This is a genomic window from Streptomyces sp. Je 1-369 (assembly GCF_026810505.1).
Lineage (GTDB): Bacteria > Actinomycetota > Actinomycetes > Streptomycetales > Streptomycetaceae > Streptomyces.
The window spans coordinates 3,336,187-3,361,899 of the sequence record NZ_CP101750.1; the positions used below are offsets into that span (position 1 = coordinate 3,336,187).

The 25,713-nt window shown below is 69.8% G+C and carries 27 protein-coding genes, 1 tRNA gene and 1 riboswitch; of the genes, 12 read left to right on the forward strand and 16 right to left on the reverse strand.

All coding sequences use genetic code 11. The features are described from left to right. Nucleotides 1-20: 20 nt before the first annotated feature. The 4 genes from NOO62_RS15170 (at nucleotide 21) to NOO62_RS15185 (ending at nucleotide 2,102) form a co-directional block, all read left to right on the forward strand. Nucleotides 21-866 (forward strand): helix-turn-helix domain-containing protein, encoded by an 846-nt coding sequence (locus NOO62_RS15170; protein WP_268771423.1) that lies wholly within the window; start codon nucleotides 21-23, stop codon nucleotides 864-866. Beyond that, on the forward strand, nucleotides 866-1,078 hold the full coding sequence (locus NOO62_RS15175) for a DUF397 domain-containing protein (RefSeq protein ID WP_268771424.1): 213 nt from the start codon (nucleotides 866-868) through the stop codon (nucleotides 1,076-1,078). Before NOO62_RS15170 ends, NOO62_RS15175 begins: the two co-directional genes overlap by 1 nt. A gap of 30 nt (nucleotides 1,079-1,108) precedes the next feature. Then, nucleotides 1,109-1,708 (forward strand): nucleoside deaminase, encoded by a 600-nt coding sequence (locus NOO62_RS15180; protein WP_268771425.1) that lies wholly within the window; start codon nucleotides 1,109-1,111, stop codon nucleotides 1,706-1,708. A gap of 91 nt (nucleotides 1,709-1,799) precedes the next feature. After that, entirely contained in the window at nucleotides 1,800-2,102 is a 303-nt protein-coding gene (locus tag NOO62_RS15185) for a hypothetical protein (RefSeq protein WP_268771426.1), read from the forward strand. 6 nt (nucleotides 2,103-2,108) lie between these two features. On the opposite strand, the gene NOO62_RS15190 is transcribed toward NOO62_RS15185, so the two are convergent. Next, nucleotides 2,109-2,561 (reverse strand): hypothetical protein, encoded by a 453-nt coding sequence (locus tag NOO62_RS15190; RefSeq protein ID WP_268771427.1) that lies wholly within the window; start codon nucleotides 2,559-2,561, stop codon nucleotides 2,109-2,111. A 364-nt stretch (nucleotides 2,562-2,925) separates the two neighbouring features. On the opposite strand from NOO62_RS15190, the gene NOO62_RS15195 reads away from it, so the two are divergent. Then, nucleotides 2,926-3,456 carry a VOC family protein gene (locus NOO62_RS15195; protein WP_268771428.1) on the forward strand — a complete coding sequence of 177 codons (531 nt, stop codon included), beginning with the start codon at nucleotides 2,926-2,928 and terminating at the stop codon, nucleotides 3,454-3,456. Nucleotides 3,457-3,565: 109 nt separating this feature from the next. Here NOO62_RS15195 and NOO62_RS15200 read toward each other — a convergent pair whose 3' ends face one another. From NOO62_RS15200 to NOO62_RS15210, 3 genes are all read right to left on the reverse strand, one after another. Further along, the gene (locus NOO62_RS15200; RefSeq protein WP_268771429.1) at nucleotides 3,566-4,561 is read right to left on the reverse strand and encodes a GlxA family transcriptional regulator; all 996 of its coding nucleotides are present in this window, start codon (nucleotides 4,559-4,561) and stop codon (nucleotides 3,566-3,568) included. 39 nt (nucleotides 4,562-4,600) lie between these two features. After that, nucleotides 4,601-6,079 (reverse strand): MFS transporter, encoded by a 1,479-nt coding sequence (locus tag NOO62_RS15205; protein WP_268771430.1) that lies wholly within the window; start codon nucleotides 6,077-6,079, stop codon nucleotides 4,601-4,603. A 193-nt stretch (nucleotides 6,080-6,272) separates the two neighbouring features. Then, nucleotides 6,273-7,784 carry a DUF445 domain-containing protein gene (locus NOO62_RS15210; RefSeq protein ID WP_414930827.1) on the reverse strand — a complete coding sequence of 504 codons (1,512 nt, stop codon included), beginning with the start codon at nucleotides 7,782-7,784 and terminating at the stop codon, nucleotides 6,273-6,275. Nucleotides 7,785-8,037: 253 nt separating this feature from the next. Here NOO62_RS15210 and NOO62_RS15215 point away from each other — a divergent pair, with 253 nt between their 5' ends. Next, a complete protein-coding gene (locus NOO62_RS15215) occupies nucleotides 8,038-9,360 on the forward strand; it encodes an SGNH/GDSL hydrolase family protein (RefSeq protein ID WP_268771431.1) in 1,323 nt (440 codons plus the stop codon). 117 nt (nucleotides 9,361-9,477) lie between these two features. Here the strand turns inward: NOO62_RS15215 and NOO62_RS15220 are convergent, their stop codons facing one another. From NOO62_RS15220 to NOO62_RS15235, 4 genes are read right to left on the reverse strand one after another with little or no spacing between them, the layout of a single operon-like run. Next, complete coding sequence (locus NOO62_RS15220; protein ID WP_268771432.1) at nucleotides 9,478-10,191, reverse strand: DUF1707 domain-containing protein; 714 nt, start codon at nucleotides 10,189-10,191, stop codon at nucleotides 9,478-9,480. An 11-nt stretch (nucleotides 10,192-10,202) separates the two neighbouring features. Beyond that, complete coding sequence (locus NOO62_RS15225) at nucleotides 10,203-11,174, reverse strand: ATP-binding cassette domain-containing protein (protein WP_268771433.1); 972 nt, start codon at nucleotides 11,172-11,174, stop codon at nucleotides 10,203-10,205. 5 nt (nucleotides 11,175-11,179) lie between these two features. Next, the gene (locus NOO62_RS15230) at nucleotides 11,180-11,992 is read right to left on the reverse strand and encodes an ABC transporter permease (RefSeq protein WP_268775628.1); all 813 of its coding nucleotides are present in this window, start codon (nucleotides 11,990-11,992) and stop codon (nucleotides 11,180-11,182) included. 10 nt (nucleotides 11,993-12,002) lie between these two features. Next, entirely contained in the window at nucleotides 12,003-12,824 is an 822-nt protein-coding gene (locus NOO62_RS15235) for an ABC transporter permease (protein WP_268771434.1), read from the reverse strand. 208 nt (nucleotides 12,825-13,032) lie between these two features. Between NOO62_RS15235 and NOO62_RS15240 the strand changes: the two genes are divergently transcribed. Continuing rightward, nucleotides 13,033-15,558: a transglycosylase domain-containing protein gene (locus NOO62_RS15240; protein ID WP_414930828.1), complete on the forward strand. Its 2,526-nt coding sequence runs from the start codon at nucleotides 13,033-13,035 to the stop codon at nucleotides 15,556-15,558. A 24-nt stretch (nucleotides 15,559-15,582) separates the two neighbouring features. On the opposite strand, the gene NOO62_RS15245 is transcribed toward NOO62_RS15240, so the two are convergent. After that, nucleotides 15,583-17,046, reverse strand: a complete 1,464-nt coding sequence (locus tag NOO62_RS15245; RefSeq protein WP_268771435.1) for a helix-turn-helix domain-containing protein — start codon at nucleotides 17,044-17,046, stop codon at nucleotides 15,583-15,585. 264 nt (nucleotides 17,047-17,310) lie between these two features. Here NOO62_RS15245 and NOO62_RS15250 point away from each other — a divergent pair, with 264 nt between their 5' ends. Next, on the forward strand, nucleotides 17,311-17,973 hold the full coding sequence (locus tag NOO62_RS15250) for a hypothetical protein (protein WP_268771436.1): 663 nt from the start codon (nucleotides 17,311-17,313) through the stop codon (nucleotides 17,971-17,973). Nucleotides 17,974-18,004: 31 nt separating this feature from the next. On the opposite strand, the gene NOO62_RS15255 is transcribed toward NOO62_RS15250, so the two are convergent. From NOO62_RS15255 to NOO62_RS15265, 3 genes are all read right to left on the reverse strand, one after another. Next, complete coding sequence (locus NOO62_RS15255; protein WP_150168366.1) at nucleotides 18,005-18,325, reverse strand: DMT family transporter; 321 nt, start codon at nucleotides 18,323-18,325, stop codon at nucleotides 18,005-18,007. Between the two features lie 34 nt (nucleotides 18,326-18,359). Then, nucleotides 18,360-18,431, reverse strand: a riboswitch (guanidine-III (ykkC-III) riboswitch). Nucleotides 18,432-18,505: 74 nt separating this feature from the next. Then, entirely contained in the window at nucleotides 18,506-18,808 is a 303-nt protein-coding gene (locus NOO62_RS15260) for a GroES family chaperonin (RefSeq protein WP_055568690.1), read from the reverse strand. A 133-nt stretch (nucleotides 18,809-18,941) separates the two neighbouring features. Beyond that, entirely contained in the window at nucleotides 18,942-19,262 is a 321-nt protein-coding gene (locus tag NOO62_RS15265) for a DUF3618 domain-containing protein (RefSeq protein ID WP_190329340.1), read from the reverse strand. A gap of 196 nt (nucleotides 19,263-19,458) precedes the next feature. Here NOO62_RS15265 and bcp point away from each other — a divergent pair, with 196 nt between their 5' ends. From bcp to NOO62_RS15280, 3 genes are all read left to right on the forward strand, one after another. Further along, complete coding sequence (gene bcp, locus NOO62_RS15270; RefSeq protein ID WP_223774844.1) at nucleotides 19,459-19,926, forward strand: thioredoxin-dependent thiol peroxidase; 468 nt, start codon at nucleotides 19,459-19,461, stop codon at nucleotides 19,924-19,926. 150 nt (nucleotides 19,927-20,076) lie between these two features. Beyond that, a complete protein-coding gene (proP, locus tag NOO62_RS15275) occupies nucleotides 20,077-21,579 on the forward strand; it encodes a glycine betaine/L-proline transporter ProP (RefSeq protein WP_268771437.1) in 1,503 nt (500 codons plus the stop codon). A 164-nt stretch (nucleotides 21,580-21,743) separates the two neighbouring features. After that, a tRNA-Leu gene (locus NOO62_RS15280) sits at nucleotides 21,744-21,826 on the forward strand. A gap of 64 nt (nucleotides 21,827-21,890) precedes the next feature. Here NOO62_RS15280 and rdgB read toward each other — a convergent pair. From rdgB to NOO62_RS15300, 4 genes are all read right to left on the reverse strand, one after another. After that, nucleotides 21,891-22,493, reverse strand: a complete 603-nt coding sequence (gene rdgB, locus NOO62_RS15285; RefSeq protein WP_268771438.1) for an RdgB/HAM1 family non-canonical purine NTP pyrophosphatase — start codon at nucleotides 22,491-22,493, stop codon at nucleotides 21,891-21,893. Nucleotides 22,494-22,527: 34 nt separating this feature from the next. Beyond that, on the reverse strand, nucleotides 22,528-22,923 hold the full coding sequence (locus NOO62_RS15290) for a hypothetical protein (RefSeq protein ID WP_268771439.1): 396 nt from the start codon (nucleotides 22,921-22,923) through the stop codon (nucleotides 22,528-22,530). A gap of 109 nt (nucleotides 22,924-23,032) precedes the next feature. Then, nucleotides 23,033-23,764, reverse strand: coding sequence for a ribonuclease PH (gene rph, locus NOO62_RS15295; protein ID WP_268771440.1), 732 nt, complete (start codon nucleotides 23,762-23,764; stop codon nucleotides 23,033-23,035). 158 nt (nucleotides 23,765-23,922) lie between these two features. Further along, nucleotides 23,923-24,222, reverse strand: coding sequence for a PTS glucose/sucrose transporter subunit IIB (locus tag NOO62_RS15300; RefSeq protein WP_268771441.1), 300 nt, complete (start codon nucleotides 24,220-24,222; stop codon nucleotides 23,923-23,925). A gap of 144 nt (nucleotides 24,223-24,366) precedes the next feature. On the opposite strand from NOO62_RS15300, the gene NOO62_RS15305 reads away from it, so the two are divergent. Next, nucleotides 24,367-25,680, forward strand: coding sequence for a PTS transporter subunit EIIC (locus tag NOO62_RS15305; protein ID WP_268771442.1), 1,314 nt, complete (start codon nucleotides 24,367-24,369; stop codon nucleotides 25,678-25,680). Nucleotides 25,681-25,713 lie beyond the last annotated feature (33 nt).

Below are 25,713 nucleotides of genomic sequence, written 5' to 3' on the forward strand. Positions count from 1 at the left end.
GGGAGGACGAGAGGAGTCATATGTCGCTACGGACCACGACGCGTCGGCGTCAGCTGGGCGCCATGATGCGGAAGCTGCGTGCCCGTAAGGGCATGACTCTGGAGGAGGCCGGCGCTCTCGTCGGAGTGTCCAAGGCGACGGTGAGCCGGTACGAGACACAGGCCGGACCGGTCAAGTGGCTCGTGGTCGATGCCCTTTGCCGCGAGTACGCGGCTTCGGACGCCGAACGTCGGGCTGTCGTGGCGCTCGCCAAAGACGCCAAGCAGCAAGGGTGGTGGAGTTCGTTCACCGACTCGATTCCGGAGAGCATGAATCTGCTGCTCACGCTGGAGGACGAGGCCGTTCGTGAAGACCACTTCTCGTGTGTGTACGTACCTGGGCTGCTGCAGACCCGCGCCTATAGCACCGCGGTCCAGCAAGCCAACGAAGTACGCCTCGCCCCGGCCGAGATCGAACGCCTCGTGGACATCCGCATGAAGCGGCAGGAGGTCCTCACCCGGCCTACTCCCCCACGGCTGTGGGCGATTCTCGACGAGTCCGTCATCCGTCGCGTCGTTGGCTCTCCGGCGGCCATGAAGGAGCAGCTCGGCCGACTCCTCGAAGCGAACGAATCACCTGGCATCACGCTTCAGGTTCTGCCCTTCTCCAAAGGGGCCCACTGCGCGGCCCTTGGCAGCTTCGTGATCATCGGCGGCACCGAACCGACGCTCGACGTCGTGTACGTCGACCTCCACACCGGGTCGCTCTTCCTGGAGAAGGACGAGGAACTGGAGCGATACCGGCTTGCGTTCGACTACCTCCGCGCACAAGCGTTGGACATGGAAGCCTCCTCCTCCATGATTCAACGCGTCCGCAAGGAGTTGTAATGCCTGCCGTTTTGCCGCCCTTTCCTCCCTCGGCCCTCACATGGTTCAAGTCCTCCTACAGCGGCGGCAACACCACCGAGTGCGTAGAGACCGCCTTCCTCCCTGGCGCGCCCGGCGGTGTCCTCATACGCGACTCCAAGCGAGCCGACGGCCCCCGCCTCCGGGTCTCCTCCACAGCCTGGGCCAGGTTCGTCGCCGCTACGTGGCGCTGACGCGCTTCTCGGTCCTCGTACCACACCGTCATGTGTGAGACCGGCCCCGCCGTCAACCCTGTCCCCATCGGCGGCACGCCGCAATGCCGTATGACGCCGTACGAGGAGGAGACCCCCTTGCCCTACGCCCCCGAGCAGGACCACGACCGCGCGTTCCTCGACCAAGCCATCGCCCAGTCCCGCCGCTCCCTCGACCCCGGTACCAAGAAGCCCTTCGGGGCCGTTGTCGTCGTGGGTGGGGAGGTCGTGGGGGTTGGGAGCAATTGCGTTGTCGAGGACTGTGATCCGACCGCTCATGCCGAGGTCGTGGCGTTGCGGGACGCGGGGCGTCGGCTCGGGACGTTTCTCGTTGAGGGCGGCACGCTGTATTCCAGTTGCGAGCCCTGTCCCATGTGTCTTACCGCCTGTTATTGGGCTGGGATCAGTCGTCTCGTCTATGCCGCCGACCGGCACGACGCCGCCCGCAACGGGCACCCGGACCTGCAGTTCTATCGGGAGCTCGCGTTGCCGAACGGGGAGCGGCGGTTGCTGGACGAGGTGCCCGTCGAGGGGGACGTCCGGGCCGCCGCGGTCGGGGTTCTCGCCGAGTGGGCCGCCGAGCAGCCCGGCCCCGTCGAGCCGAAGCTCTGAGGGTGCCGGTCGGTGGCCCATTGCTCCGCGTTAGCCTCAGCCCATAGGCAACACAGACAATCTGGGCGTATTACCGAGAGGTGGATCAATCATGGCGAGGATTCCCGCGGCAGTCGTGGCCGTGAGTGGGCTGGTCGGGGGCTACGCCACCGCGCGGGCCACCAAGAAGCGGCCCCTCGGCGGCGTCGTGCTCGGCGCTGCGGGGGTCGTCGCCGCCCGGCAGTGGCGGGAGGCCGCGGGGGCGAAGACCGCCGCCGCGCTCACCACGGCGTACATCGCCGGGTTCGCCGGGTCGCATCCGCTCGCCAAGAAGGTGGGCGCCTGGCCCGCCGTCCTCGGTGTCGCCGGTGGCGTCGGGCTCGCCTCCTGGGTGCTCGCCGACCGCCAGAGGTAGGGAGGGCTAGCGCGGGGCGTCGCCGTTTTCCGGGCGCCCCTTCACGCGCCTTGCCACCATCGCCGTCCCCAGTGTCCCCGCCCCGAACAGCAGCGTGAACGCCGCCCACGCCAGCGGCCACACCTGTGCGTCCTGCGTGGGGTGCGTGTTGAAGGAGACGTAGAGCAGCGTCGACGGCGGGGCCGCCACCACCAGGAGCGTCCACGCCGCGCGGTCCCTGATGCCGAAGTAGGCCGCCAGGGCCACGAGGGAGACCGCCAGGAGCGTGATGCCCGTCGTCGTCACGGGGGACGTCTCGTTGAGCGCGCCCGGGGTCTCCGCGCGGTTGCGCAGGTCCCACGGCAGGCACGCCAGGTACGCCGCGGCGGCGAGGGCCGCGCCCAGGATGCGGGTCGCGTACCGGGGCAGCGGCGCGGCCTTCCGGAGCGGGGTCAGTATCGCGGTCGTGTTCGCGTTCATGTGTGCGACGGTGCCCCGCGGCGTGGGGGGCGCAACAGAGTACGGGTACTCACGCCGTACTTACCCACCCCACCCCATGCGCCCCGACCGATCCAGCCGCCCGACTGGAGGCCTGCCACAGGCCGCCCTCCGGCAGGATGCCGACCCACATTGGTTAATGTTCAACCATTTTCGGCCGCCATCCGTACAGCGAGTCGGCATCCCCCGCCAGGGCCGGCCAGCAAGAAGTCCATGCTTCGACACCCTGAACAATGGCCGATTTTCCTTTAACATTCAACTGATGTAGAGGGCATGCTGATTGGAGCGACGGAGACCGGCCCGGTCTCCGGTTCAACACCCCTGCCAATCACGGGAGATGACCCCCATGAGCCAGGCCCTGCCGCTCCGCCTCCACCACCACGCATGGATCACCGACGACCAGGAGGCCAACCGGCACTTCTACGAGGACGTCATCGGCCTCCCCCTCGTGGCCACCTGGACCGAGAGCGACGTGCTCGCCGGGGCCGAACGCGCCTACAGCCACGCCCTCTACGGCATGGCCGACGGCAGCGCGCTCGCCTTCTTCCAGTTCGCCGATCCCAAGGACCAGGAGGAGTTCAAGACGGACCTCAATGTCACGCCCCTGCGCCACATCGCCTTCAAGGTCGAGACCGAGACACAGGAAGCCATACTCAAGCGCGTCGAGTCCGCCGGTCACGCCGACGCGAACGCGCACGTGCTCGACCACGGCTTCTGCGTCTCGCTGTACGTCACGGACCCCAACGGGCTCATCCTGGAATTCGCCGTCGACCACCCCGATGTGGAGAAGATCGACGCCGAGCGGCGCGCCACGGCACACACCGACCTCGCCCGCTGGCTCGCCGGCGACCACACCAGCAACAACCACTGGCGCTGATCCCCGCCCTCGGACAGCCCCGTCCCGCGGCCGCCACGGCAACAGCGCCGGCCTGTTGCTCCACGGCTGCGGACGATCGAGGGTACGACTCACCGGCCACGCACGGCCCCTAGGGCCTCGCACCCCGGAACGTAGACCTGTACGCCCCCGGCGCCACCCCCACCGCCGCCACGAAGTGCTGCCTCAGCGACGTCGCCGTGCCGAAGCCCGCCTCCGTCGCCACGCGGTCCACCGTGTGGTCCGTGGCTTCGAGGAGTTCCCGCGCGCGGTCCACCCTGCGCTGCGTCAGCCACCGCATCGGCGTCAGGCCCGTCTCCTCACGGAAGCGGCGGTTGAACGTTCGTACGCTCATCGAGGCCTGGGCCGCCAGCTCGCCCAGCGTCAAGGGAGCGGCCAAGTGGTCCTCCGCCCACGCCCGTGCCGCGCTCGTCGTCGACATCGACTCCCGGGCCGGGACCGGGCGTTGGATGTACTGCGCCTGGCCTCCCTCCCTGTGCGGCGGCACCACCGTGCGGCGAGCCACGTCCGCCGCCACCGCCGCGCCGTGGTCCTCGCGGATCATGTGCAGGCACAGGTCCACGCCCGCCGCCTCCCCCGCCGATGTGAGGATGCGGCCCTCGTCCACGTAGAGGACGTCCGGGTCGACCGTCACGGACGGGAACGTACGGGCGAACAGGGTCGTCGAGAGCCAGTGCGTCGTCGCCCTGCGGCCGTCCAGCAGGCCCGCCGCCGCCAGCACGAACGCCCCCGTGCAGATCGAGGCGAGGCGAGTGAGGGACTCCGGTGCCGTCGCCGCGGCCAGCGCCCGCGCCAGTGGGGGTGGCAGACCGCCCGGCGTCAGCGACTCGTCCTCCTCGTGCGACGCCGGGATCAGCACCGTGTCCGCCCACTCCAGCGCCTCCGGACCGTGCTGCGCGCCCACCGGGAAGTCCGCGTCCGTGCGGATCAGGCCGGGGCCCGACAGCGCGCAGGTCCGGATCTCGTACAGCTTCTCCCCCGCGGGGCCCCTCGCCGCGCCGAACAACTGGTGCACCAGGCCCAGTTCCATCGGCAGCACGCCGTCCCGGACGAGTACCGCCACGCCGTGCGCACCAGAAGTAGCCATGATCCAGTGAATGCTCCGCCCTTACTCCGCCGCCGGCAACTACTCCGCCGCCGACAACGGCTTCGCGATGTCCTCCAGCGACCTCCGCTCCGCGTTCACCGCCAGCGCCGCCGCCACCAGGCCCGCCGCGCACATCAGACCCGCGCCGATCTGGAAGGCGAGCACCGTGTCGCCGACCACGCCCGACTCCGTCAGGTCCGCGAAGATCAGGGGGCCGCTGATGCCGCCCGCCGCCGTGCCGATCGCGTAGAAGAAGGCGATGGCCATCGCTCGCGTCTCCATCGGGAAGATCTCCGAGACCGTCAGATACGCGCTGCTCGCGCCCGCCGAGGCGAAGAACAGGACCACGCACCAGCACGCCGTGAGCGTCGTCGCGGTCAGCGAGCCGCGGCCGAAGAGCCAGGCCGTGACGAAGAGCAGGAGACCGGAGAGGATGTACGTCGACGAGATCATGATCCGGCGGCCGACCGTGTCGAAGAGCTTGCCGAGGAAGAGCGGGCCGAGGAAGTTGCCGGCGGCGATGACGGCGAAGTAGTAGCCCGTTTTGCCGGACGGTACGTCGAAGAACTTGGTCAGGATCGCGCCGAAACCGAAGGTGATCGCGTTGTAGAGGAACGCCTGGCCGATGAAGAGCGACAGGCCGAGCACCGAACGCTTCGGATACTCGCGGAAGACCGTCCTGGCGATGAGGCCGAAGCCGATGCTCTTGCGCTGGTGGATGGTGATCTCGCGGTCGGGGGGCGGGAGGCGTTCGCCTTTCTCCTCCTCGATTTCGCGTTCCACGGAGGAGACGAGTTGCTCCGCCTCCTTCCCGTGGCCGTGGATGAACTGCCAGCGCGGGCTCTCCGGGACGTGGCGGCGTACGAGCAGGATCACCAGGCCGAGTACGACGCCCAGGGCGAAGGTGAGCCGCCAGCCGAGGTCCTTGGGGAAGATGCTCGTGTTGAGCATGACGACCGAGAGCAGCGAGCCGCCGATCGCGCCCAGCCAGTAGCTGCCGTTGATGATCAGGTCGACGCGGCCGCGGTACTTGGACGGGATCAGCTCGTCGATCGCCGAGTTGATCGCCGCGTACTCGCCGCCGATGCCGAAGCCCGTCAGGAAGCGGAAGAGGAAGAACCACCAGGCGTCGAAGGAGAGCGCCGTGAGCGCGGTGGCGCCCAGGTAGACGGCGAGGGTGACCATGAAGAGTTTCTTGCGGCCGAACTTGTCCGTCATGCGGCCGAAGAAGAGGGCGCCCGCGCAAGCCCCTGCTACGTAGAGGGCCGCCGCCGTGCCGGTGACCTGGGCCGAGCTGATCGCCAGGCCGCTGCCCTCCTCGGAGAGACGGCTCGCGATGTTGCCGACGGTGGTGACTTCCAGGCCGTCCAGGATCCAGACCGTGCCGAGACCGATCACGATCATCCAGTGCCAGCGGGACCAGGGCAGCCGGTCCAGGCGGGCGGGGACTGCCGTGGTGACCGTGTTCTCCGCGCTGGGCGCGGGCGGCGGCTGGGGAGGCGTGGACGACGCGGTCATGGCAAGCGACTCCTTCCGCTGCGGCCACGTCGCCGGATGCGGTACGTGTACGTGGGCTGCGGCCCCCGCACCACCACCGGACGACGGCCACCTCGACGCCGAGGGGCCCCTCCAGAGTGCCCAGCGAACCCCCGTTCACGCGCGCTGAACTGCGCCTGCGCCGCGCGCCCACGCCCGCGCCCACGCCCCGCGCCTACGCCCCCAGCAGCCGCGACACCGTATAGATCGCCAGCCCCGCCAGGGAGCCGACCACCGTGCCGTTGATGCGGATGAACTGCAGGTCACGCCCGATGTGCGCCTCGATCTTCTTCGAGGTGTGCTCGGCGTCCCAGCCCGCCACCGTGTCGCTGATGAGCGAGGTGATCTCATCGCGGTACGTCGTCACCACGTACACCGCCGCGCCCTCCACCCAGCCGTCCACCTTCTGCTGGAGGCGTCCGTCCTTCGCCATCCGCGCGCCGAGCGACAGCAGCGAGGCCCGCACGCGCAGGCGCAGCTCGCTGCGCTCGTCCTCGGCGGCGGCCACGATCATCGCGCGTACGGCCGACCAGGCGGAGGCGATGAGGTCCTGGACCTCGTCGCGCCCGAGGACCTCCCGCTTCAGCCGCTCCACGCGCTCACGCGTGTCCGAGTCGGACTGGAGGTCCGCGGCGAAGTCGGCGAGGAAACGGTCGACGGCGCCCCGCGCCGGGTGCTCCGGCATGTCCCGCATCTCGGTGACGAAGCGGAGCAGTTCCTTGTAGACCCGCTCGCCGACGCGCTTGTCGACGAACCGCGGGGTCCAGCCGGGCGCCCCGCCCTGCACCGCGTCCATCACCGAGTCGCCGTGCTCGACCAGCCAGTCGTGCGCCCGTACGCACACCAGGTCCACGACCCGCTTGTGGCCGCCGTCCGCGACGACCTTCTCCAGCATCTTCCCCATGCCGGGGGCGATCTCCTGGGCGTCGGCGCGGCGCGTGATCGCCTCGCCGACCACGGCCTGCACGTCGGAGTCGCGCAGGACGGTGAGGGCGCCGCGCAGGGCCGTGGCCAGCTCGGCCGTCACACGGTCCGCGTGCGCAGGATCGGCGAGCCACGCGCCGAGGCGGCCGCCGATGCCCACGGCGTGCAGCCGGTCCCGTACGACATCGGCGGAGAGGAAGTTCTCCCCCACGAAGTCGCCCAGCGAGGCGCCCAGCTGGTCCTTCTTGTTCGGGATGATCGCCGTGTGCGGGATGGGCAGGCCCAGCGGGTGGCGGAACAGCGCGGTCACCGCGAACCAGTCCGCGAGCGCGCCGACCATGCCTGCCTCGGCGGCCGCGGCCACGTAACCCGCCCAGGGGCCCGCGCCGGAGTGCTGCGCCCACTTCGCCAGTACGTAGACGACGGCGACGAAGACGAGCAGGCCCGTCGCCGTGATCTTCATACGGCGGACGCCGCGCCGCTTCTCCTCGTCGGCGGGGCTGTAGGTGAGGCCACCGGGGGCGCGGGGGGCGCGAGGGGGTCGGGCTCCGGGGGCCGGGGTCCGGGGGGCTTGGGAGGCCTGAGGTTCTCGGGGGGACTGAGCTTCTCGTACCGCCGCCTTTAGGCCATTCGGGGACTCGCTCTCCTCCCCCGCGGGGGAGGTGTCCGCCCCGGCAAGGCGCCTCCCGCTTGCGGCGCCGTCCCCACGGGCATGCTCATCGCCGTGCACCTCAGCCGGTTCCTCCGCATTTGCGCGTTCCACTCACTCCACCTGGCCCGTTCACCTAGTAGCCGTCCGCACTGTTCCCCTGTCCTGCGTCCTGTCCTCTGTCCCGATTGTCCCCATCACCTGTGTCCTACGCCCCTTCCTGACCTACTCCTGGAACGGACGACAAGTTCCCGGCGTCTCAATGGACGGAGGGGGGCAGTGTCGGCCGCCTCACGGCCCATGCCGCATCATGGGGTGATCACACCGGAGCCTCGGGGCTCCCCCTGCCCGAGGAGAAAGAGCCCGCATGACCAAGCGACACGGTTATGCCCTTCTCGCCGCGGTTCTCGCGGTCATAGTGGTGATTTCCGCAGCCATATACGTCGGGGTCGCAGGCACCGACGACGGCTCGAAGGACACGATCAGCGCGGGCCCCAGCGGTCCCCGCAACTCCGCCGCACCCGCCTCCTCCGGCATCTGGGTCGGCTCCTGGTCCGCCTCGCCCGCGGGGTCCGAACCGGGCACGGAGCAGAAGGGGTTCGCGGGCCGCTCCATCCGCAACGTCGTGCACACGAGCGTCGGCGGCAGCAGCGCCCGCATCACCCTCTCCAACCTGTACGGCACGACGCCGCTCAGCATCACGCACGCGTCGATCGCGCTGGCCTCCGCGTCGAACAACCCCGCCGCCGCGGCCGGCACGCTGCGCAGGCTCACCTTCAACGGCAACACGTCGGTGGTGATCCCGCCGGGCGCTCAGGTGATGAGCGACGCGGCGCGGCTGCGCGTGCCGCACGACGCGGACCTGCTCATCACGACGTACTCCCCGACCCCGTCGGGGCCCGTCACCTACCACCCGCACGCGCGTCAGATCAGCTACGTCGCCGAGGGCGACCGCACCGAAGACCAGCTCGGCGAGGCGTACACGGAGCAGAGCCCGTACTGGCGCTACCTCTCCGCGGTCGACGTCCTCAGCAACGAGACCGACGGGACCGTCGTCGTCTTCGGTGACTCCATCACCGACGGCATCTCGTCCACGATGGGGGCGAACCGGCGCTGGACGGACGTCCTCGCCGACCGGCTCCGCGAGGAGTCGGGCGCGCCGCGCTACGGCGTCGTGAACCAGGGCATCAGCGGCAACCGCATCCTCTCCGACGGGCTCGGCAACCCGGCCGTCAACCCCAGCGGGCTCTCCCGGTTCGACCGGGACGTGCTGGACCGGACCGGCGTCAAGGCGGTCGTCATCGCGCTCGGCGTCAACGACATCCTGCGCAACCCGCACCAGAACGATCCCGACCGGATCGTCGAGGGGCTGCGCGAGCTGACCCGGCAGGCGCATACGCGCGGGCTGCGGGTCGTGGGCGCGACGCTCATGCCGTTCGGCGGGCACCGGGGGTACGAGCCCGCTCTGGAGAGCGTGCGGCAGGACGTGAACGAGGAGATCCGGTCGGGGCGGGTCTTCGACGAGTTCGTGGACTTCGACCGGGCGTTGCGGGATCCGTACGATCCGCGGAAGTTGCGGGAGCGGTACGACTCGGGGGATCACCTGCATCCTTCCGATGCGGGGTTCCGGCGGATGGCTGAGACGTTCAACCTCTCGCATCTGAAGGGCTCGGCTGCGGCCGAGCTCTGACCTTCCCCTTGGGGGGGGCGTTCGCCGCGGGCCGGTGGGGGCCGGTCGCGCAGTTCCCCGCGCCCCTGGGCGGCAACTTCCTCCAACCCCGACGTTCAGCGCGCGTTGTGCTCCTGCTCAGTCGGAGGGGTTTCGCTTTCGTTCCAGTTTTTGCTGGCGGCGTTCTTCTCGTTGGCGGAGCTTCTCCGCTCTGCGGATCTTTCTGTCCACGCCCACGCCGCCCATCAGGGCGAAGCCCTTCACGACCACGCGTGGGGAGCCCGGCGTGCCCTCGCCCGTGGCCCTGTCGTCGAAGCCGCCCATGACGCCGAAGCCGCGTACCACCACCGACATGTCGGGGGGTACGACGACCTGCATGCCGCCCATGATCGTGAAGCAGCGGATCTCGACGTCCCGGTCCGTGAAACGCGCCTCGCGCAGGTCGATCTCGCCGCCGCCCCACATCGCGAACCCGTTGAACTGCCGGCCCACCACCCAGCCGCCCTTGCGGCTGAAGCCGCTCCAGAGAGCGAAGCCGAGCTTCGAGGACGGTTCGCCCGTCACCATGCGTTCGGCCCAGTCGATGGCGACGGGGTCGGCACTCGCACCGTGTTTGACGAGGTCCGCCTTGGCGGAGACCGCCTCGTGCGACGGGAGGTCGCGGGTGAGCGGCTCCAACTCGCCGTACGTCCGCGCCTTGTACGTCGCGTCCAGGCGCTCGTCGAACTCCGTCATGTCGAGGCGGCCCTCGGCCACCGCGTCCCGGAGCTGCTCGGCGACCCGTTCCCGGTCGGCGTCGGAGGCGCGCAGGTCCGGGAGGTGGGGAGGGGTGCGGTGGTCGTCGTCACTCATAACTCCGCAGCCTACGAGGTCGGCTTCTCCGCGTACATCTTCGCGATGACCGCCTCGATGTCCGGTTCCCTGACGGAGAGGTCCAGCAAGGGGTAGCGGTCGGCGATGTGCGCCACCAGTGGTGCCGCCGACTGCGCTGCCGGGAACGCCAGCCACTGGCGCGGGCCCTCCACCTTCACCACTCTCGCCGCCGACCCCGCCTCGATCGGCGGGAGTTCGCGTTCCAGGTCCACGACCAGCGTGCGCTCGCTCTCCCCCACCTCGTGCAGGCCCGACAGCGCGCCGTCGTACATCAGGCGCCCGTGGTCGATGACCATCACGCGCCCGCAGAGCTGCTCGATGTCCGTCAGGTCGTGGGTCGTGAGGAGGACCGTGGTGCCGGACTCCGTGTTCAGGTCGCGGAGGAAGCCTCTGACCTTCGACTTGCTGATCACGTCGAGGCCGATCGTCGGCTCGTCCAGGTACAGCACCTCGGGATCGTGCAGCAGCGCCGCCGCGATGTCCCCGCGCATCCGCTGGCCGAGGGAGAGTTGGCGTACCGGTACGTCCAACAGGTCGCCCAGTTCGAGGAGTTCCACGCAGCGGTCAAGGTTCTCCGCGTAGCGGGCGTCCGGGATGCGGTACATGCGGTGCATCAGACGGTACGAGTCGATCAGCGGCAGGTCCCACCAGAGCGTCGTGCGCTGGCCGAAGACCACGCCGATGCGGCGGGCCAGGCGGGTGCGTTCACGGGAGGGATCGATGCCTGCCACACGCAGCCTGCCGCCGCTCGGCGTCAGGATGCCCGTCAGCATCTTGATCGTCGTCGACTTGCCCGCGCCGTTCGGGCCGATGTAGCCCACCATCTCGCCGCGCGGGACGGTGAACGAGATGCCGTCCACCGCTCGCACCTCGCGGCGTTCGCGCCGCAGGAAGCCGGTCTTCCTGCGGACGTCGAAGACCTTCTCCACCTCCTCCAGCTCGATGAGGGGGTCACCAGTCATGTCTGTCAGCTCCCTGTGCTGCGGTACGAACGGAGGCCCGCGCGCCAGACGACGCCCGCCAGCGCCAGCAGCGCCGCGGCCACCAGCGGCGGCGTGAACGCCACCCACGACGGCAGGTCCAGCGGATAGGGGCGCCCGAGCACGTACAGCGCGGGCAGCCAGTTCACGAAGGCCAGCGGCAGCACGAACGTGACGCCGCGCACCAGGTCCTTCGCGAAGACGGTCGGCGGATACTGGAGCAGCGTGGTGCCGCCGTACGTGAACGCGTTCTGCACCTCCGCCGCGTCCTGCGCCACGAACTGGAACGCGGCGCCGCCCACGAACACCGCCGCGAAGATCCCCGCCCCGCAGAGCAGCATCAGCGGCACCATCAGGACCTTCGGCGGAGTCCAGTCGATGTCCAGGACCACGAGGGCGTACGTGAGGACCAGCGTGCCCTGCGCGAGCCTGCCGATCCTGTGCAGTCCGAAGCGGTCCGCGGCGACCTGCGCGAGCACCGGGGCGGGCCGCACCAGGAGCGTGTCCAGCGTGCCGTCCCGCACCCGTCTGCCGAGGCGGTCCATGGAGCCCAGGGCGAGGTCGGCGAGGCCGAACGCGGTGCACGAGGCGCCGTACAGGAACGCGATCTCGGCGAGCGAGTAGCCGCCGAGGCGGTCCACCTGGGAGAACATCAGCAGGATGGCCACGAAGTCGAACGCGGTCACCGCGAAGTTGCCGAGCGCGGTCATCGCGAAGGAGACGCGGTAGGCCATGAGGGAGCGGATCCACATGGCGGAGATCAGGCGGTAGGCGCGCAGCCCTTCCCGCACCGGCGACATGTCGTCCTCGTCAGCCACCCTGAACCACCACCCGCCGCGTCGCCACGGCCTGCAACAGCCGTCCCACCGTAAGGAGCGCCGCCGCCCAGCCGAGCTGGAACGCGTACGTCCGCAGCAGCGCCGTCCCCGAGCGTTCGCCGAGGAACACGTCGGCGGGCATCTGGAGCAGCGCCGACCACGGAAGCGCGCGGGCGAACTCGCCGAGGGCGCCGGGGAAGACGTTCAGGGGCAGCAGCATCCCGGAGAAGAACGTGCCCGCGAGCATCGCCACCTGCGTGACGCCCGCGCCGTCCATCAGCCAGAAGGCGGAGAGCGCCACGAGGAACCTGATCGCGAAGCTGACCAGCACGCCGAGCACGGCGGCCACCAGGAACGCCAGCCAGCCCAGCACGTCCGGGGGCAGGGTCAGGTCGAAGACGAGCGCTCCGAAGACCATGGGGACGATGCCGCGGCCCAGGAGCTGGAAGGCCGCCCGGCCCACGTCGGCCGCCAGCCACCAGAGCTGCAGGTCGGCGGGCCGGTAGAGGTCGACGGCGATGTCGCCGGTGCGGATCCGTTCGATCAGCTCGCCCTCGAAGCCGCCGCCCATCAGCGCCATCACCGTCAACAGCGCCTGGCCGAGCCACACATAGGTGAGGGCCTGCGACTGGTCGTAACCGCCGAGGCCGGGCCGTTCGTCCCAGAGCGCCAGATAGGTGTAGGCGAGAATCAGGCCGAAAACCGTGTTCGTGAAGACTCCGGCCGCGGTCGCCATCCGATACGTGGCGTACCTGCGGAAGCTGCCCTCCGTGACGGCCGCGTACAAACGGAACCGTCCTGCGCGCACGAGCATCCCTTTCACCGTGGGCTTCGTCCCGAATGGGGCCAAAGCGCTGGAGCCTAGTGCGATAGGGGGCGACCCTGCCAGGCATTTTCGGGGCCTGGCGCGTCCCTGGTCACGAACGCCTGTGGCAACAGTGTCCAATGGGGTTGCAACGGGGTTGCAGTGAGGTTTACGAGGCGTACGGGATGTACGACGCTAACCGGGAGTTCCGCAAGACATGAGCGACGAGCCGCAGCAGCAGGGCAAGCAGGGTCCTGTCCGGCGCCCGCGCTGGGCGTCCAGGGAGCCGCAGGACACGCCCGCTGAGACCGGGGAGGCCGCTGAGGCGCCCGCTACGGCGGAGACCCCCGAAGCGGCAGGCGCGGCAGGTGCCGCCGGGGCGGCCCCCGACGGGAAGAAGAGCAAGAAACCCAAGCGGCCCAAGCGCAAGGGCTGGCGGCGGATCTTCCCCACCTGGCGCATGGTCCTCGGCGGCTTCATCCTCATCATCCTGCTGTGCGTCGGCGGCTTCATGGCCGGCTACATGCTGGTCGACATCCCGCCCGCGAACTCCGCCGCCACCAAGCAGAGCAACGTCTACCTCTACGCCGACGGCACCCAGATCGCCCGTGACGGCGAGGTCAACCGGGAGAAGGTGCCCCTCAAGGAGGTCCCTCTCCACGTCCAGCACGCCGTGCTCGCCGCCGAGGACCGCGACTTCTACGGCGAGTCCGCGGTCGACCCCAAGGCCATGATCCGCGCGGCCTGGAACACCGTCACCGGCAAGGGCAAGCAGTCCGGCTCCACCATCACCCAGCAGTACGTGAAGAACTACTACCTGGGGCAGGAGCAGACGGTCACCCGCAAGGTGAAGGAGTTCTTCATCTCGATCAAGCTGGACCGCGAGGTGAGCAAGGACGACATCCTCGAGGGCTACCTGAACACCAGCTACTTCGGCCGCAACGCGTACGGCGTGCAGGCGGCCGCCCAGGCGTACTACGGGAAGAACGTCAAGGACCTCTCCGTCTCCCAGGGCGCCTACCTCGCCACGCTCCTCAACTCCCCCAACGCGTACGACGTCGCCACGCACCCCGAGAACAAGCCGCGCGCGGCGGGCCGCTGGAACTACGTCCTGGACGGCATGGTCACCGAGGGCTGGCTCAGCAAGTCCGACCGGGCGAAGGCGGAGTTCCCGAAGCCCGACGAGGCCAAGGGCGCGGCGGGCCTGTCCGGGCAGCGCGGCTACGTCGTCAAGGCCGTCGAGGACTATCTGACGGCCAACAAGATCATCGATGAGGAAACCCTCGCCAAGGGTGGCTACCGCATCACCACGACCCTCCAGAAGGACCGCATGGACGCCTTCAAGGAGGCCGTCGACAAGCAGGTGATGTCGAAGGTCGACAAGGGCGCCCGCAAGGTCGACCGCAACGTCCGCGCGGGCGGCGCCTCCATCGACCCGGCCACCGGCAAGGTCGTCGCGATGTACGGAGGCATCGACTACACCAAGCAGTACGTCAACAACGCCACGCGCCGCGACTACCAGGTCGGCTCCACGTTCAAACCGTTCGTCTTCACCTCGGCCGTGGAGAACGGCTCCGTCACCCAGGACGGCCGCCCCATCACCCCGAACACGATGTACGACGGCACCAACAAGCGGCCGGTGCAGGGCTGGAGCGGCGGGACGTACGCCCCCGAGAACGAGGACCACGTCGACTACGGCGACGTCACCGTCCGCACCGCCACCGACAAGTCCGTGAACTCGGTGTACGCGCAGATGGCCGTCGACGTCGGCTCCGACAAGGTCAAGGACACCGCCGTCGCCCTCGGCGTCCCCGAGAACACCCCCGACCTCACCGCGTCCCCCTCGATCGCGCTCGGCCCCTCCACCGCGAGCGTCCTGGACATGACGGAGGCGTACGCGACGCTGGCCAACCACGGCAAGCACGGCACGTACACCCTCGTCGAGAAGATCAGCAAGGACGGCAGCGAGATCGAGCTGCCGGAGCCCAGGACCGCGCAGACCGTGACCCGCGAGGCCGCCGACACCACCACGTCGGTCCTCCAGAGCGTCGTCCAGGGCGGCACCGGCACGGCGGCACAGAACGCGGGCCGCCCGGCCGCGGGCAAGACCGGCACGGCCGAGAACGACACCGCGGCCTGGTTCGCCGGCTACACCCCCGAGCTCGCGACGGTCGTCGCCGTCATGGGCCAGGACCCGGAGACCGGCGCCCACACCCCGCTGTACGGCGCGCTCGGCGAGACCCGCATCAACGGCGGCGCCTACCCCGCGCGCGTCTGGGCCCAGTTCACCAAGGCCGCCCTGGAGGGCAAGCCGGTCAAGGAGTTCGACCTGGAGCTTGAGCAGGGCGCTGACGTGCCCGAGGTGCCGGACGCGACGACGGGTGGCACCGAAGAGCCCGGCACCGACGGCGGGACCGACGGCGGCCCCGACACCGGCGGCACGACCGACGGCGGCACCACCGGCGACCAGGACACCGGCGGCACCACCACGGGCGGCCAGGACACCGGGGGCCAGACAGGCGGTCAGACGGGTGGCCCGAACGGCGGCCAGACGGGCGGCCAGACGGGCGGGCAGGAGACCGGCGGCCAGAACACCGGAGGACCGACCGACGGCGGCGCCGACGGCGGGCCCACCGACGGAGGCGCCCAGGGCGGGCCGACGGGCGGCACCGATCCGGCGGGCGGGGCGGTCGACGGCGGCATGGACGACGGCGGGGGGATCGGCGGGCTGACGGACGGTTGACGGAGCGATCCGCCGCCCCGGCCCTCAGCTGTAGGTTCCCCACCGGCGCCCGATGGTGTCGTACCCGTAGCGGGGCAGGCCCTTGATGGCGCTGGTACGGAACGGGCGGCCGTCGTCGTCGATGCGCACGGTGCCCTCGCGGCCCTGCGACGACCAGTCCAGCTCCAGGTACCAGCGGCAGTCGCACGAGCTGGTCCCGGCGTTGATCAGCAGCACCTCGGGGTCTGCGGCCGACACGCGGTAGGGCATGCGCACGGCCGGAACCGGCGTGCCGGTGTCGTTCCCGGGGACCGCGCGGGCGATGGGCCGGTCCTTGTCCAGGTCCACGGCGAAGGTCCGCGGCGTGACCGCGCCGCCGCAGCCCAGGTGCATGGCGTACGCGTTGCCCTCCACCGGCGACGCGCGGCCGACCACGCGCACGCGCAGCGCCTCCAGCAGCACGGCCGTGTCGCTGCGCCCCTGCACCGACAACTGCACGAGCGTCTCGCCGCCGTGCACCGCCTTCTGCGTCGCCGCCCAGGGCGCCGCGTCCTGCGGGGCGGGGGGAGGCGGGACCTGACTCGGCGGCTTGGCGATGACGTAGTCGTGCCCGCAGCCGAGCTTCCAGGCCTGGGAGTTCGCGGTCCAGGTGAGCGGCAGCGCGGCGGGCTTCTCGCCGGGGGACGGGGTGGAGGTCGCGCCGGGCGGGTGCGCGGTGCCCGGCTCCTCCTTTACCGGTCTCCTCTTCCCCGGCTTCCTCTCGGGGGTGGCGGTGTCGGAAGGGCGCTCGGAGGTGGGGGTGCCGCCGGGGGTGCCGCTCGGCTCGGGCGGGGCGCCCCGTCGCTCCGGCGCCCCTGCGACCCGGTCGGGACCGTCGGCGGACGCCCGCCGACCGTCCGGCAGCAGGGAGAAGGCGCCGAGCGCCGCGAGCACGGCACTGGCGGAGGCCAGCCCGGCCATGAGGCGTCTTCGGCGGTACCAGGGGTGGGGCGGGGGTGACGGGGGTGACGGGGGTGAGGGCGCGTCGTTCACGGTCTCCGGCGCCGTGATGTCCGCGTCGTTCACGGTCTCCGGCGCCGTGATGTCCGCGTCGTTCACGGCTTCTACCGCCGCGGCAGTGCCCGCGCTCTCAGGCCCGCGGCCCGGTGGGGGCTCGTCGCGCAGTTCCCCGCGCCCCTGGGTAGCCCCGCCTGACGCCTCACTTGTCTCCGCCGCACGGGGCCGACGGCGGGCCGCCACCGCCAGGAGCCAGCGGCGGTGGAGCTCCAGGCGTTCCTCCGCCGTCGCCCCGCACAGCGCCGCGAAACGTTCCACGGGGGCGAAGTCGAGCGGCACCGCGTCGCCCGCGCAGTAGCGGTGCAGCGTCGAGGTGTTCATGTCCAGACGGCGGGCCAGCGAGCCGTAGCTCCGGTCCGTGCGCTCCTTCAGCTCCCGCAGCAGCGCGGCGAACTCCGCGACGTCGTCGATGCCGCCGCCGTCGATGCCGCGGCCGTTGCCCTGTGCCGACACGGGCCCCCCGTCCTCGTACGCCTGTACGCCCGTACGTCCCCACGCGGCCCGGGACGGTATCCCAGGCACCCGTGTATCTGCACGTCAGACGGGCTGGGATGGTTCCACCCCGCTCGACCGGCCGTCGACTGTTGCGCCCGGCCGCTGTGACCGCTGATGCTCTTGGTGCCGCACCGACCGGGCCGGGGCCGACCAGGCCATAGCCGACCAACCGGCCTCGCCGCGGCATCCACGTCCACGCACTCCTCCACGGGGGTAACAGCCATGCCCAAGTCCATGCCCAAGTCCAAGTCCATGCGCATCCGAACGAGCGCCTGCACCGCACTCGCCGTCGCCGCCCTCGCGGCAGGCACCGTCCTCACGGCACCGACCGCCGGCGCCGCAGAGAAGGCGGCCGTACCGAAGGCCGCCGCGCCCAAGTTCCTTTCCGCGTCGCAGCTGCCGCCGCACCCGACGTCGGCCTGGACCGCCGGGCCCGCCACCGAGGGGTTCCCGGAGGCACTCGGCGGCTGCGTGAGCACGGAAGGCGTACTCGACTACGAGTACCGGCACCGCGAGTTCCGCACCGACCTGGAGACCAACGCCGTGCAGCTGACCGTCGTGACGGACTCGGCCGCCCACGCCAAGGCCCTGGCCAAGCACTACGACGACCTGGTCCGCACCTGCGCCGACCGCATCGAGGAGTCCTCCCCCGACATCAAGGCCGAGGGCCGGGACTACGGCAAGCTGCCGGTCGAGGAGGGCGCCCGCGTCCGCGGCCTGCACACCGAGACGTCCTACGGCGCCACCGACATCTCTCTGACGTCGGTCGGGCGGGACGGCAGAACCGTCACCGTCGTGCGGTGGGCCCAGATGGGCGACTTCGGGGACGCGCCCGTGGCCGCCTTCAAGAAGACGACGACCACGGCCGTCAACAAGCTGTACTGACCCCGACCCCGACCCCGACCCCGCTTACGCGCTAGTGACCGGAGGTCGCCTTCAGACCGACCACGGCCACCAGCAGCAGGCAGACGAAGAAGATCCGGGCGGCGGTGACCGGCTCACCCAGGATCACCATGCCGAGCACCGCCGCACCGGCCGCGCCGATACCGACCCACACTCCGTAGGCCGTACCGATCGGCAGCGTCTTGGCGGCCTGCGACAACAGCATCATGCTGGCGACGATGCCCACACCCGTGAACACGCTGGGCCACAGGCGCGTGAAGCCGTCCGTGTACTTCATCCCGATCGACCAGCCCACTTCGAGCAGTCCGGCGACGATCAACAGAACCCAGGCCATGACGGCACCTCCGACGAGTAGAAACGCGAATGGGGGTGCGTCGTCTTTGCGGAATCCCGGTACGGCGCGTCTCGTCGGGTTCCTTCAAAGGTAGCAAAAGGCATGCGTGAGGGGCTGGTGACCATGGTCACCAGCCCCTCACGCAGAAGTCCTAAAAGCGCTGCACGGCTATAGGCACGGCTACAGGTACAAGCCCGTCGAGTCCTCCGACCCCTCGAACCGGTCGGCCGCCACGGCGTGCAGATCGCGCTCCCGCATCAGTACGTAGGCCACGCCCCGCACCTCGACCTCGGCACGGTCCTCCGGGTCGTACAGGACCCGGTCGCCCGGCTCGACCGTCCGGACGTTCTGCCCGACCGCGACCACCTCGGCCCAGGCGAGCCGCTTGCCGACGGCAGCGGTCGCGGGGATCAGGATGCCGCCGCCGGAGCGCCGCTCACCCTCGCTGGTGTCCTGCCGCACGAGCACGCGGTCGTGCAGCATGCGAATGGGCAGCTTGTCGTCGTGGGGGGTCCTGGGGGTCTTCTCGCTCACGCCCCAGAACCTACCCGCACCGGCAGCCGTCGCGGGCTCCCGGGTCGGCACTCAGCACCGGAACCGTCCCCGCCCCTTCTCTTCAGGCGCCGCGGCGCCGGGAGCTCACCACGAGGAGCCCCACGAGGCCCACGGCCACCAGGGCGACCGGCACGATGCGCTCGATGCGCGGCGAACCGTCCTCCGAGACGAGCTGCCCGCGCACGTCCGAGACGAAGCGATTCGCCCCTACGTACGCCCGGCCGAGCGAGTTGTCCACACCCGCGACGACCTTCGCCTTCGCGTCGCCGACGATCGTCTTCGGATGGACGCGCACCCCGATCTCGTCGAGGGTCTCGGCGAGCTGGTCGCGCCGGCGCTTGATGTCCGCCTCGATCTGCGCAGGGGTCCTGGCATCCGACACCGCGCTGCCTCCGTGGTCGTAGCTATGGAATGGGGAAACGTGTCGAGCGTGTCACGACATGGAGCCGTGCCGCTGTACCGCTTACCGCTGTACCCCACAGTCTGTCAGCTTCGCGCGCGCCGCACCCCGCGGCACCCCTATTACGCTCGTCCCCGTCACCACACTCTTTGCGAAGCACCCCTACGAGGAGACGCCCATGAGCGAGCGACTGCAGCCCGGCGACACCGCCCCCGCGTTCACCCTGCCCGACGCCGACGGCAAGGACGTCTCGCTGGCCGACCACAAGGGCCGCAAGGTCATCGTGTACTTCTACCCCGCCGCCCTCACCCCCGGCTGCACCAAGCAGGCCTGCGACTTCACGGACAACCTGGACGTGCTGGCCGCCGCCGGGTACGACGTCATCGGCGTCTCCCCCGACAAGCCGGAGAAGCTGGCGAAGTTCCGCGAGCAGGAGAACCTCAAGGTCACGCTGGTCGGCGACCCCTCCAAGGAGACCCTGGAGGCGTACGGCGCCTTCGGCGAGAAGAAGCTGTACGGCAAGACGGTGACGGGCGTGATCCGCTCGACCGTGGTGGTCGACGAGCAGGGCAAGGTCGAGCACGCGTTCTACAACGTGAAGGCGACGGGCCACGTGGCGAAGATCATCAGGGACCTGGGCGTCTGAGGCGTCCGAACGGAGCATTCCGCCGCGCGTCCCGCGTTCCCTTTCCGATGTGATGTAAGCCCCCCTCGCGGGGGGCTTTCGTTTGCATCGGCCATCTTCGAGCAAGTGATCCCACGGGGGACTTGTACGAAGAACGAAAGGAACCACTCCATGGCGGCCCAAGAAGAGCTCGAGGCCGAGGCCGACCCGGAGGCGATGAGGCGCCACCGCACCCTGTTCCGGGCGGTGAGACGGCGCAAGAACCCGCCCCTGCGCCGTACCGACATCACGGTCACGGACGAGGCCGCGGTCAAGCGGGCCGTCAAAGCGGCCTCGCTCGGCAACGCCATGGAATGGTTCGACTTCGGCATCTACAGCTACCTGGCCGTCACCATCGGCCACGTCTTCTTCCCTTCCGGGAACGACACGGCACAGCTGATCTCGTCCTTCGCCACCTTCGCGGTCTCCTTCCTGGTGCGCCCCATCGGCGGCATGGTGTTCGGCCCGATGGGCGACAAGGTGGGCCGCAAGAAGGTCCTGGCGCTCACCATGATCCTGATGGCGATCGGCACGCTCGCCATCGGCCTCATCCCGTCCTACGCGACAATCGGCTTCTGGGCGCCCGTCCTGCTGATCTTCTTCCGCCTCGTCCAGGGCTTCTCGACGGGCGGCGAGTACGGCGGTGCGTCGACGTTCATCGCCGAGTACGCGCCCGACAAGCGCCGCGGGTACTTCGGCAGCTTCCTGGAGATGGGCACGCTCGCGGGCTACACGGGCGCGGCGGGTCTGGTCCTCATCCTCAACGCGTCCCTCGGCTCGGACACGATGGAGTCCTGGGGCTGGCGCATCCCGTTCCTCGTCGCGGGCCCGCTGGGCCTGGTCGGCCTCTACCTGCGGCTGAAGCTGGACGAGACGCCCGCGTTCCAGAAGATGGAGGACGCGTCGTACCACTCGGCGTCCGAGGGAGCGTCCACCGTCGAGACGACGGCCAAGGGCGACCTGGCGAAGATCTTCCGCGACCACTGGGCGACGCTGATCCTCTGCATCGCCCTGGTCGGCGCGTACAACGTCACCGACTACATGCTCCTGTCCTACATGCCGACGTACCTCTCGGACGAGCTCGGCTACGACGACTCGCACGGCCTCCTGATCCTCATCGGCACGATGATCATCCTGATGCTGATCATCACGCAGGTCGGCAAGCTCTCCGACCGCTTCGGCCGCAAGCCGCTCCTGATGACGGGCATGATCGGCTTCCTGGTCCTCTCGATCCCGGCGTTCCTCCTCATCAAGCAGGGCAGCCTGGTGGCGGTCTCCGCGGGCATGCTCCTCCTGGGCCTCTCCCTGGTCTGCCTCCTCGGCACGATGTCGGCGACGCTCCCGGCCCTCTTCCCCACATCGGTCCGCTACGGCTCCCTCTCCGTCGGCTACAACCTCTCCGCCTCCCTCTTCGGCGGCACGGCTCCCCTGGTCATCACGTCCCTGATCAGCGTCACGGGCACGGACATGATCCCGGCGTACTACTCGATGGCGGCGGCGGTGGTGGGTGTGATCGCGGTGGCCTGCATGAAGGAAACGGCCCAGAAGCCGCTGTCGGGGTCGCCCCCGTCGGTGGAAACGAAGGAAGAGGCAGCAGAAATGGTCGAGGCCCAGGCCACGGCCCCCAAGTTCTGACCCGCTTTCCCCCTCGACGGCCCGCCCCACTCCCAAGTGAGGCGGGCCGTCTCGGCCTCGACATGTGCCCCAACTGCCACGCCGTCACCAGTACCTGGTGCAGGGGGCGGCCGCCGACGCTCCACCTAGGCAGGTGAAACCCGACCGGTACCATGGCCATGCAAGCGGCCGTGTCGTAATGGCAGCCGAGCGGCGCTTAGAACGCCGTGGGAGAAATCCCGTGTGGGTTCGAATCCCACCGGCCGCATCACCGAAGAGGGCCCGGCCCGCGTATCCCGCGCGGGCCGGGCCCTCTTCGTGCATCAGGGCTCTCAGCCCAACAACTCCCGAACCACCGGCACCAACGCCCGGAACGCCACCCCGCGATGGCTGATCGCGTTCTTCTCCGCTGCCGTCAGTTCCGCGCACGTGCGCGTCTCGCCCTCCGGCTGGAGGATCGGGTCGTAACCGAAGCCGCCCGTGCCCGCGGGGGTCGTGCGCAGGGTGCCCGAGAGGCGGCCTTCGACCACGCGTTCCGTGCCGTCGGGGAGTGCCAGCGCTGCCGCGCAGGCGAAGTGGGCCGCGCGGTGTTCCGGGGCGATGTCGGAGAGCTGGGCCAGGAGGAGGTCCAGGTTGGCCTGGTCGTCGCCGTGGCGGCCGGCCCAGCGGGCGGAGAAGATTCCGGGGGCGCCGTTCAGGACGTCGACGCACAGGCCCGAGTCGTCGGCGACGGCCGGGAGGCCCGTGGCCCGGGCGAGGGCGTGGGCCTTGAGGAGGGCGTTCTCCGCGAACGTGACGCCCGTTTCCTTGACGTCGGGGATCTCGGGATAGCTCTCCGCGCCGACGAGGTCATGCGTGAGACCTGCGTCGGCGAGGATCGCCCTGAGTTCAGTGATCTTGCCGGCGTTGCGGGTGGCGAGGATGAGGCGGGTCATGGAGCCAAGTATCGCCGCCCCCGCGCGGGCTTTCTTACGGCGTGCAGACCTTCGTCAGTTCGCCCGCCGCGTCCGTGACCGGGCTGACGTCCGGCGTCGCGTCGCCCTTGTCGACCGAGACGCGGACGTTGTCGACCGCCTTCTCCAAGTCGTCGACCGCCTTGTTCACATCCGTGTTGTCGGTCTTGTCGCCGATCTTGTCGAGGTTCTTGCCGATGTCGTCGAGCGCCCGGTCCGCCGCGGCGGGATCGTCGCCCGCCTTCTCGACGGCCTGCTGAAGGTCGGTGACGCTGTCGGCGATCGTGTCGGCGGTCTGGACGCAGTCGAGTGCCTTCGAGACGGCGTCGCAGCCGACGAGGCCGGCGCCGGCCGGGATGACGATCAGTGCCGTGATGACGGCGGTGGCGATGCGACGGTGGCGCGCGGCCATGGTTCGGTCCCCTCCCCAGGGTGCGTACGGACGCGCGGCTTCGTCCGCGCGTCCGTACTGATAACAACGCCCGGCAGGGGGTTGTTGGTTGCCTGCTCGACGACGCGGACTAGCGCGTGGTCTCCAGCGCCGCGCGCTGGTACGCCGCGAGTTCCTCGCAGCCGCCCACCGCGAGGTCGAGGAGTGCGTTGAGTTCCTTGCGGTCGAAGGGCTCGGCCTCGGCGGTGCCCTGGACCTCGACGAAGCGGCCGTCGCCGGTGCAGACGACGTTCATGTCGGTGTCGGCCTTCACGTCCTCCTCGTAGCGGAGGTCGAGGAGGGGGACGCCGCCGACGATGCCGACGGAGACGGCGGAGACCGTGTCGGTGAGGGGCTTGCGGCCCGCCTTGATGAGCTTCTTGCCCTGGGCCCAGGCGACGGCGTCGGCGAGTGCGACGTACGCCCCGGTGATCGCGGCGGTGCGGGTGCCGCCGTCGGCCTGGAGGACGTCGCAGTCGAGGACGATCGTGTTCTCGCCGAGGGCCTTGTAGTCGATGACGGCGCGGAGCGAGCGGCCGATGAGGCGGCTGATCTCGTGGGTGCGGCCGCCGATCTTGCCGCGGACGGATTCGCGGTCGCCGCGGGTGTTGGTGGAGCGGGGCAGCATGGAGTACTCGGCGGTGACCCAGCCTTCGCCGCTGCCCTTGCGCCAGCGCGGGACGCCTTCGGTGACGGAGGCGGTGCAGAAGACCTTGGTGTCGCCGAAGGAGATGAGGACGGAGCCTTCGGCGTGCTTGCTCCAGCCGCGTTCGATGGTGATGGGGCGGAGCTGTTCGGGGGTGCGGCCGTCGATTCGAGACATGGTGAGGAGCCTAGCCGCAGACGGCATGCGCGAGGGCCCCGTCCGGTTGTCCGGACGGGGCCCTCGGCGGTGGGTCGGGAACCAGGGGTTCCGAACCGGTGGGTTCCGAACCGGTGGGTTCCGAACCGGTGGGTTCAAGGACCCGTGAGTTCAGGAACTCACATCATGTCTTCGATGTCCGCGGCGATGGGGTCCGCGTCGGTGCCGATGACGACCTGGATCGCGGTGCCCATCTTGACGACGCCGTGGGCGCCGGCGGCCTTCAGGGCGGCGTCGTCCACCAGAGCCGGGTCCTTGACCTCGGTGCGCAGGCGCGTGATGCAGCCCTCGACCTCTTCGATGTTGTCGATGCCGCCGAGCCCGGCAACGATCTTCTCAGCCTTGCTGGCCATGTGTTTCTCCCTGTGTTTCTCGCGGCCGGGGGACCGCTTTGCCACGGTAACGCACGGTTGGACCATCTTCGCGGGCGGTTACGTCAGTCGTGCCCAATGATGACGATCAAGGTGCCGGCCCTCATCGGGCGGCGCTCCCACACGTACCGCAACTGGTCTACACCAGTTTTCAACGACCGCCAAACCTGGCTTGTTCCGGGAGGGACGCCGATGAGTGCCACCGCCGCAGCGGCGCCACAGAAGAAGTGGTGGAACGGCCTGTTCCAGGGCCTGCAGAAGATGGGCCGCAGTCTCCAGCTGCCCATCGCGGTCCTGCCCGCCGCCGGCATCCTGAACCGTCTCGGACAGCCCGACGTCTTCGGCGACGACGGCCTGGGCTGGACGAACGTCGCCAAGGTCTTCGCGGCGGCGGGCGGTTCGCTGCTCGACTCGACGCTGGGCCTGCCGCTGCTGTTCTGCATCGGTGTCGCGATCGGCATGGCGAAGAAGTCGGACGGTTCCACGGCGCTCGCCGCGGTCACCGGATTCCTCGTCTATTACGCGGTGCTGCGCGCGTTCCCCGACGACTGCCCCGCGGACACCACGTTCGGCGGCGCGGGCATGTGGAGCGGGGTGTGCGTGGCGGAGAGCGGGAAGGTGGCGCAGGCCGCGTACCAGAATCCGGGGGTGTTCGGCGGCATCGTGATGGGGCTGCTCGCCGCGTGGTTCTGGCAGCGCTATCACCGCGTGAAGCTGGTCGACTGGCTCGGCTTCTTCAACGGCCGCCGTCTTGTGCCGATCATCATGGCGTTCGTGGGTCTGGTCTTCGCGGGGCTCTGCGTGTGGATCTGGCCGCCCATCGGTGACGGACTGACGAGCTTCTCCAAGTGGCTGGTGGATCTGGACTGGCTGGGCTCGGGCATCTTCGGTGTCGCCAACCGCGCGCTGCTCACGGTGGGTCTGCACCAGTTCCTGAACACGTTCGTGTGGTTCCAGTTCGGTGACTTCACGAAGCCGGACGGCACGGTCGTGCACGGTGACATCAACCGGTTCTTGGCGGGCGATCCGACGGCGGGCCAGTTCACCTCGGGTTTCTTCCCGATCATGATGTTCGCGCTGCCGGCCGCGGCCCTCGCGATCACGCACTGCGCGCGCCCGGAGCGTCGCAAGGTGGTCGGGGGTCTGATGCTGTCGGTGGGTCTGACGTCGTTCGTCACGGGCATCACCGAGCCGATCGAGTACTCGTTCCTCTTCATCGCGCCGCTGCTGTACGCGATCCACGCGGTGCTGACGGGTGTGTCGATGGCGGTGACGTGGGCGCTGGGGGTGAAGGACGGCTTCAGCTTCTCCGCGGGGCTGATCGACTACGTCATCAACTGGGGGCTCGCGACAAAACCGTGGTTGATCATTCCGATCGGTCTTTGCTTCGCCGTCGTGTACTACGCGCTATTCCGCTTCGTCATCATCAAGTTCGATCTGCACACTCCGGGACGTGAACCGGAGGAGGAGGCGGAGGCGGAGGACCGGGAGCAGACGAAGGCGTAATTCGTCGCGCGGGGCGGGCTCCTCGTACCCTGT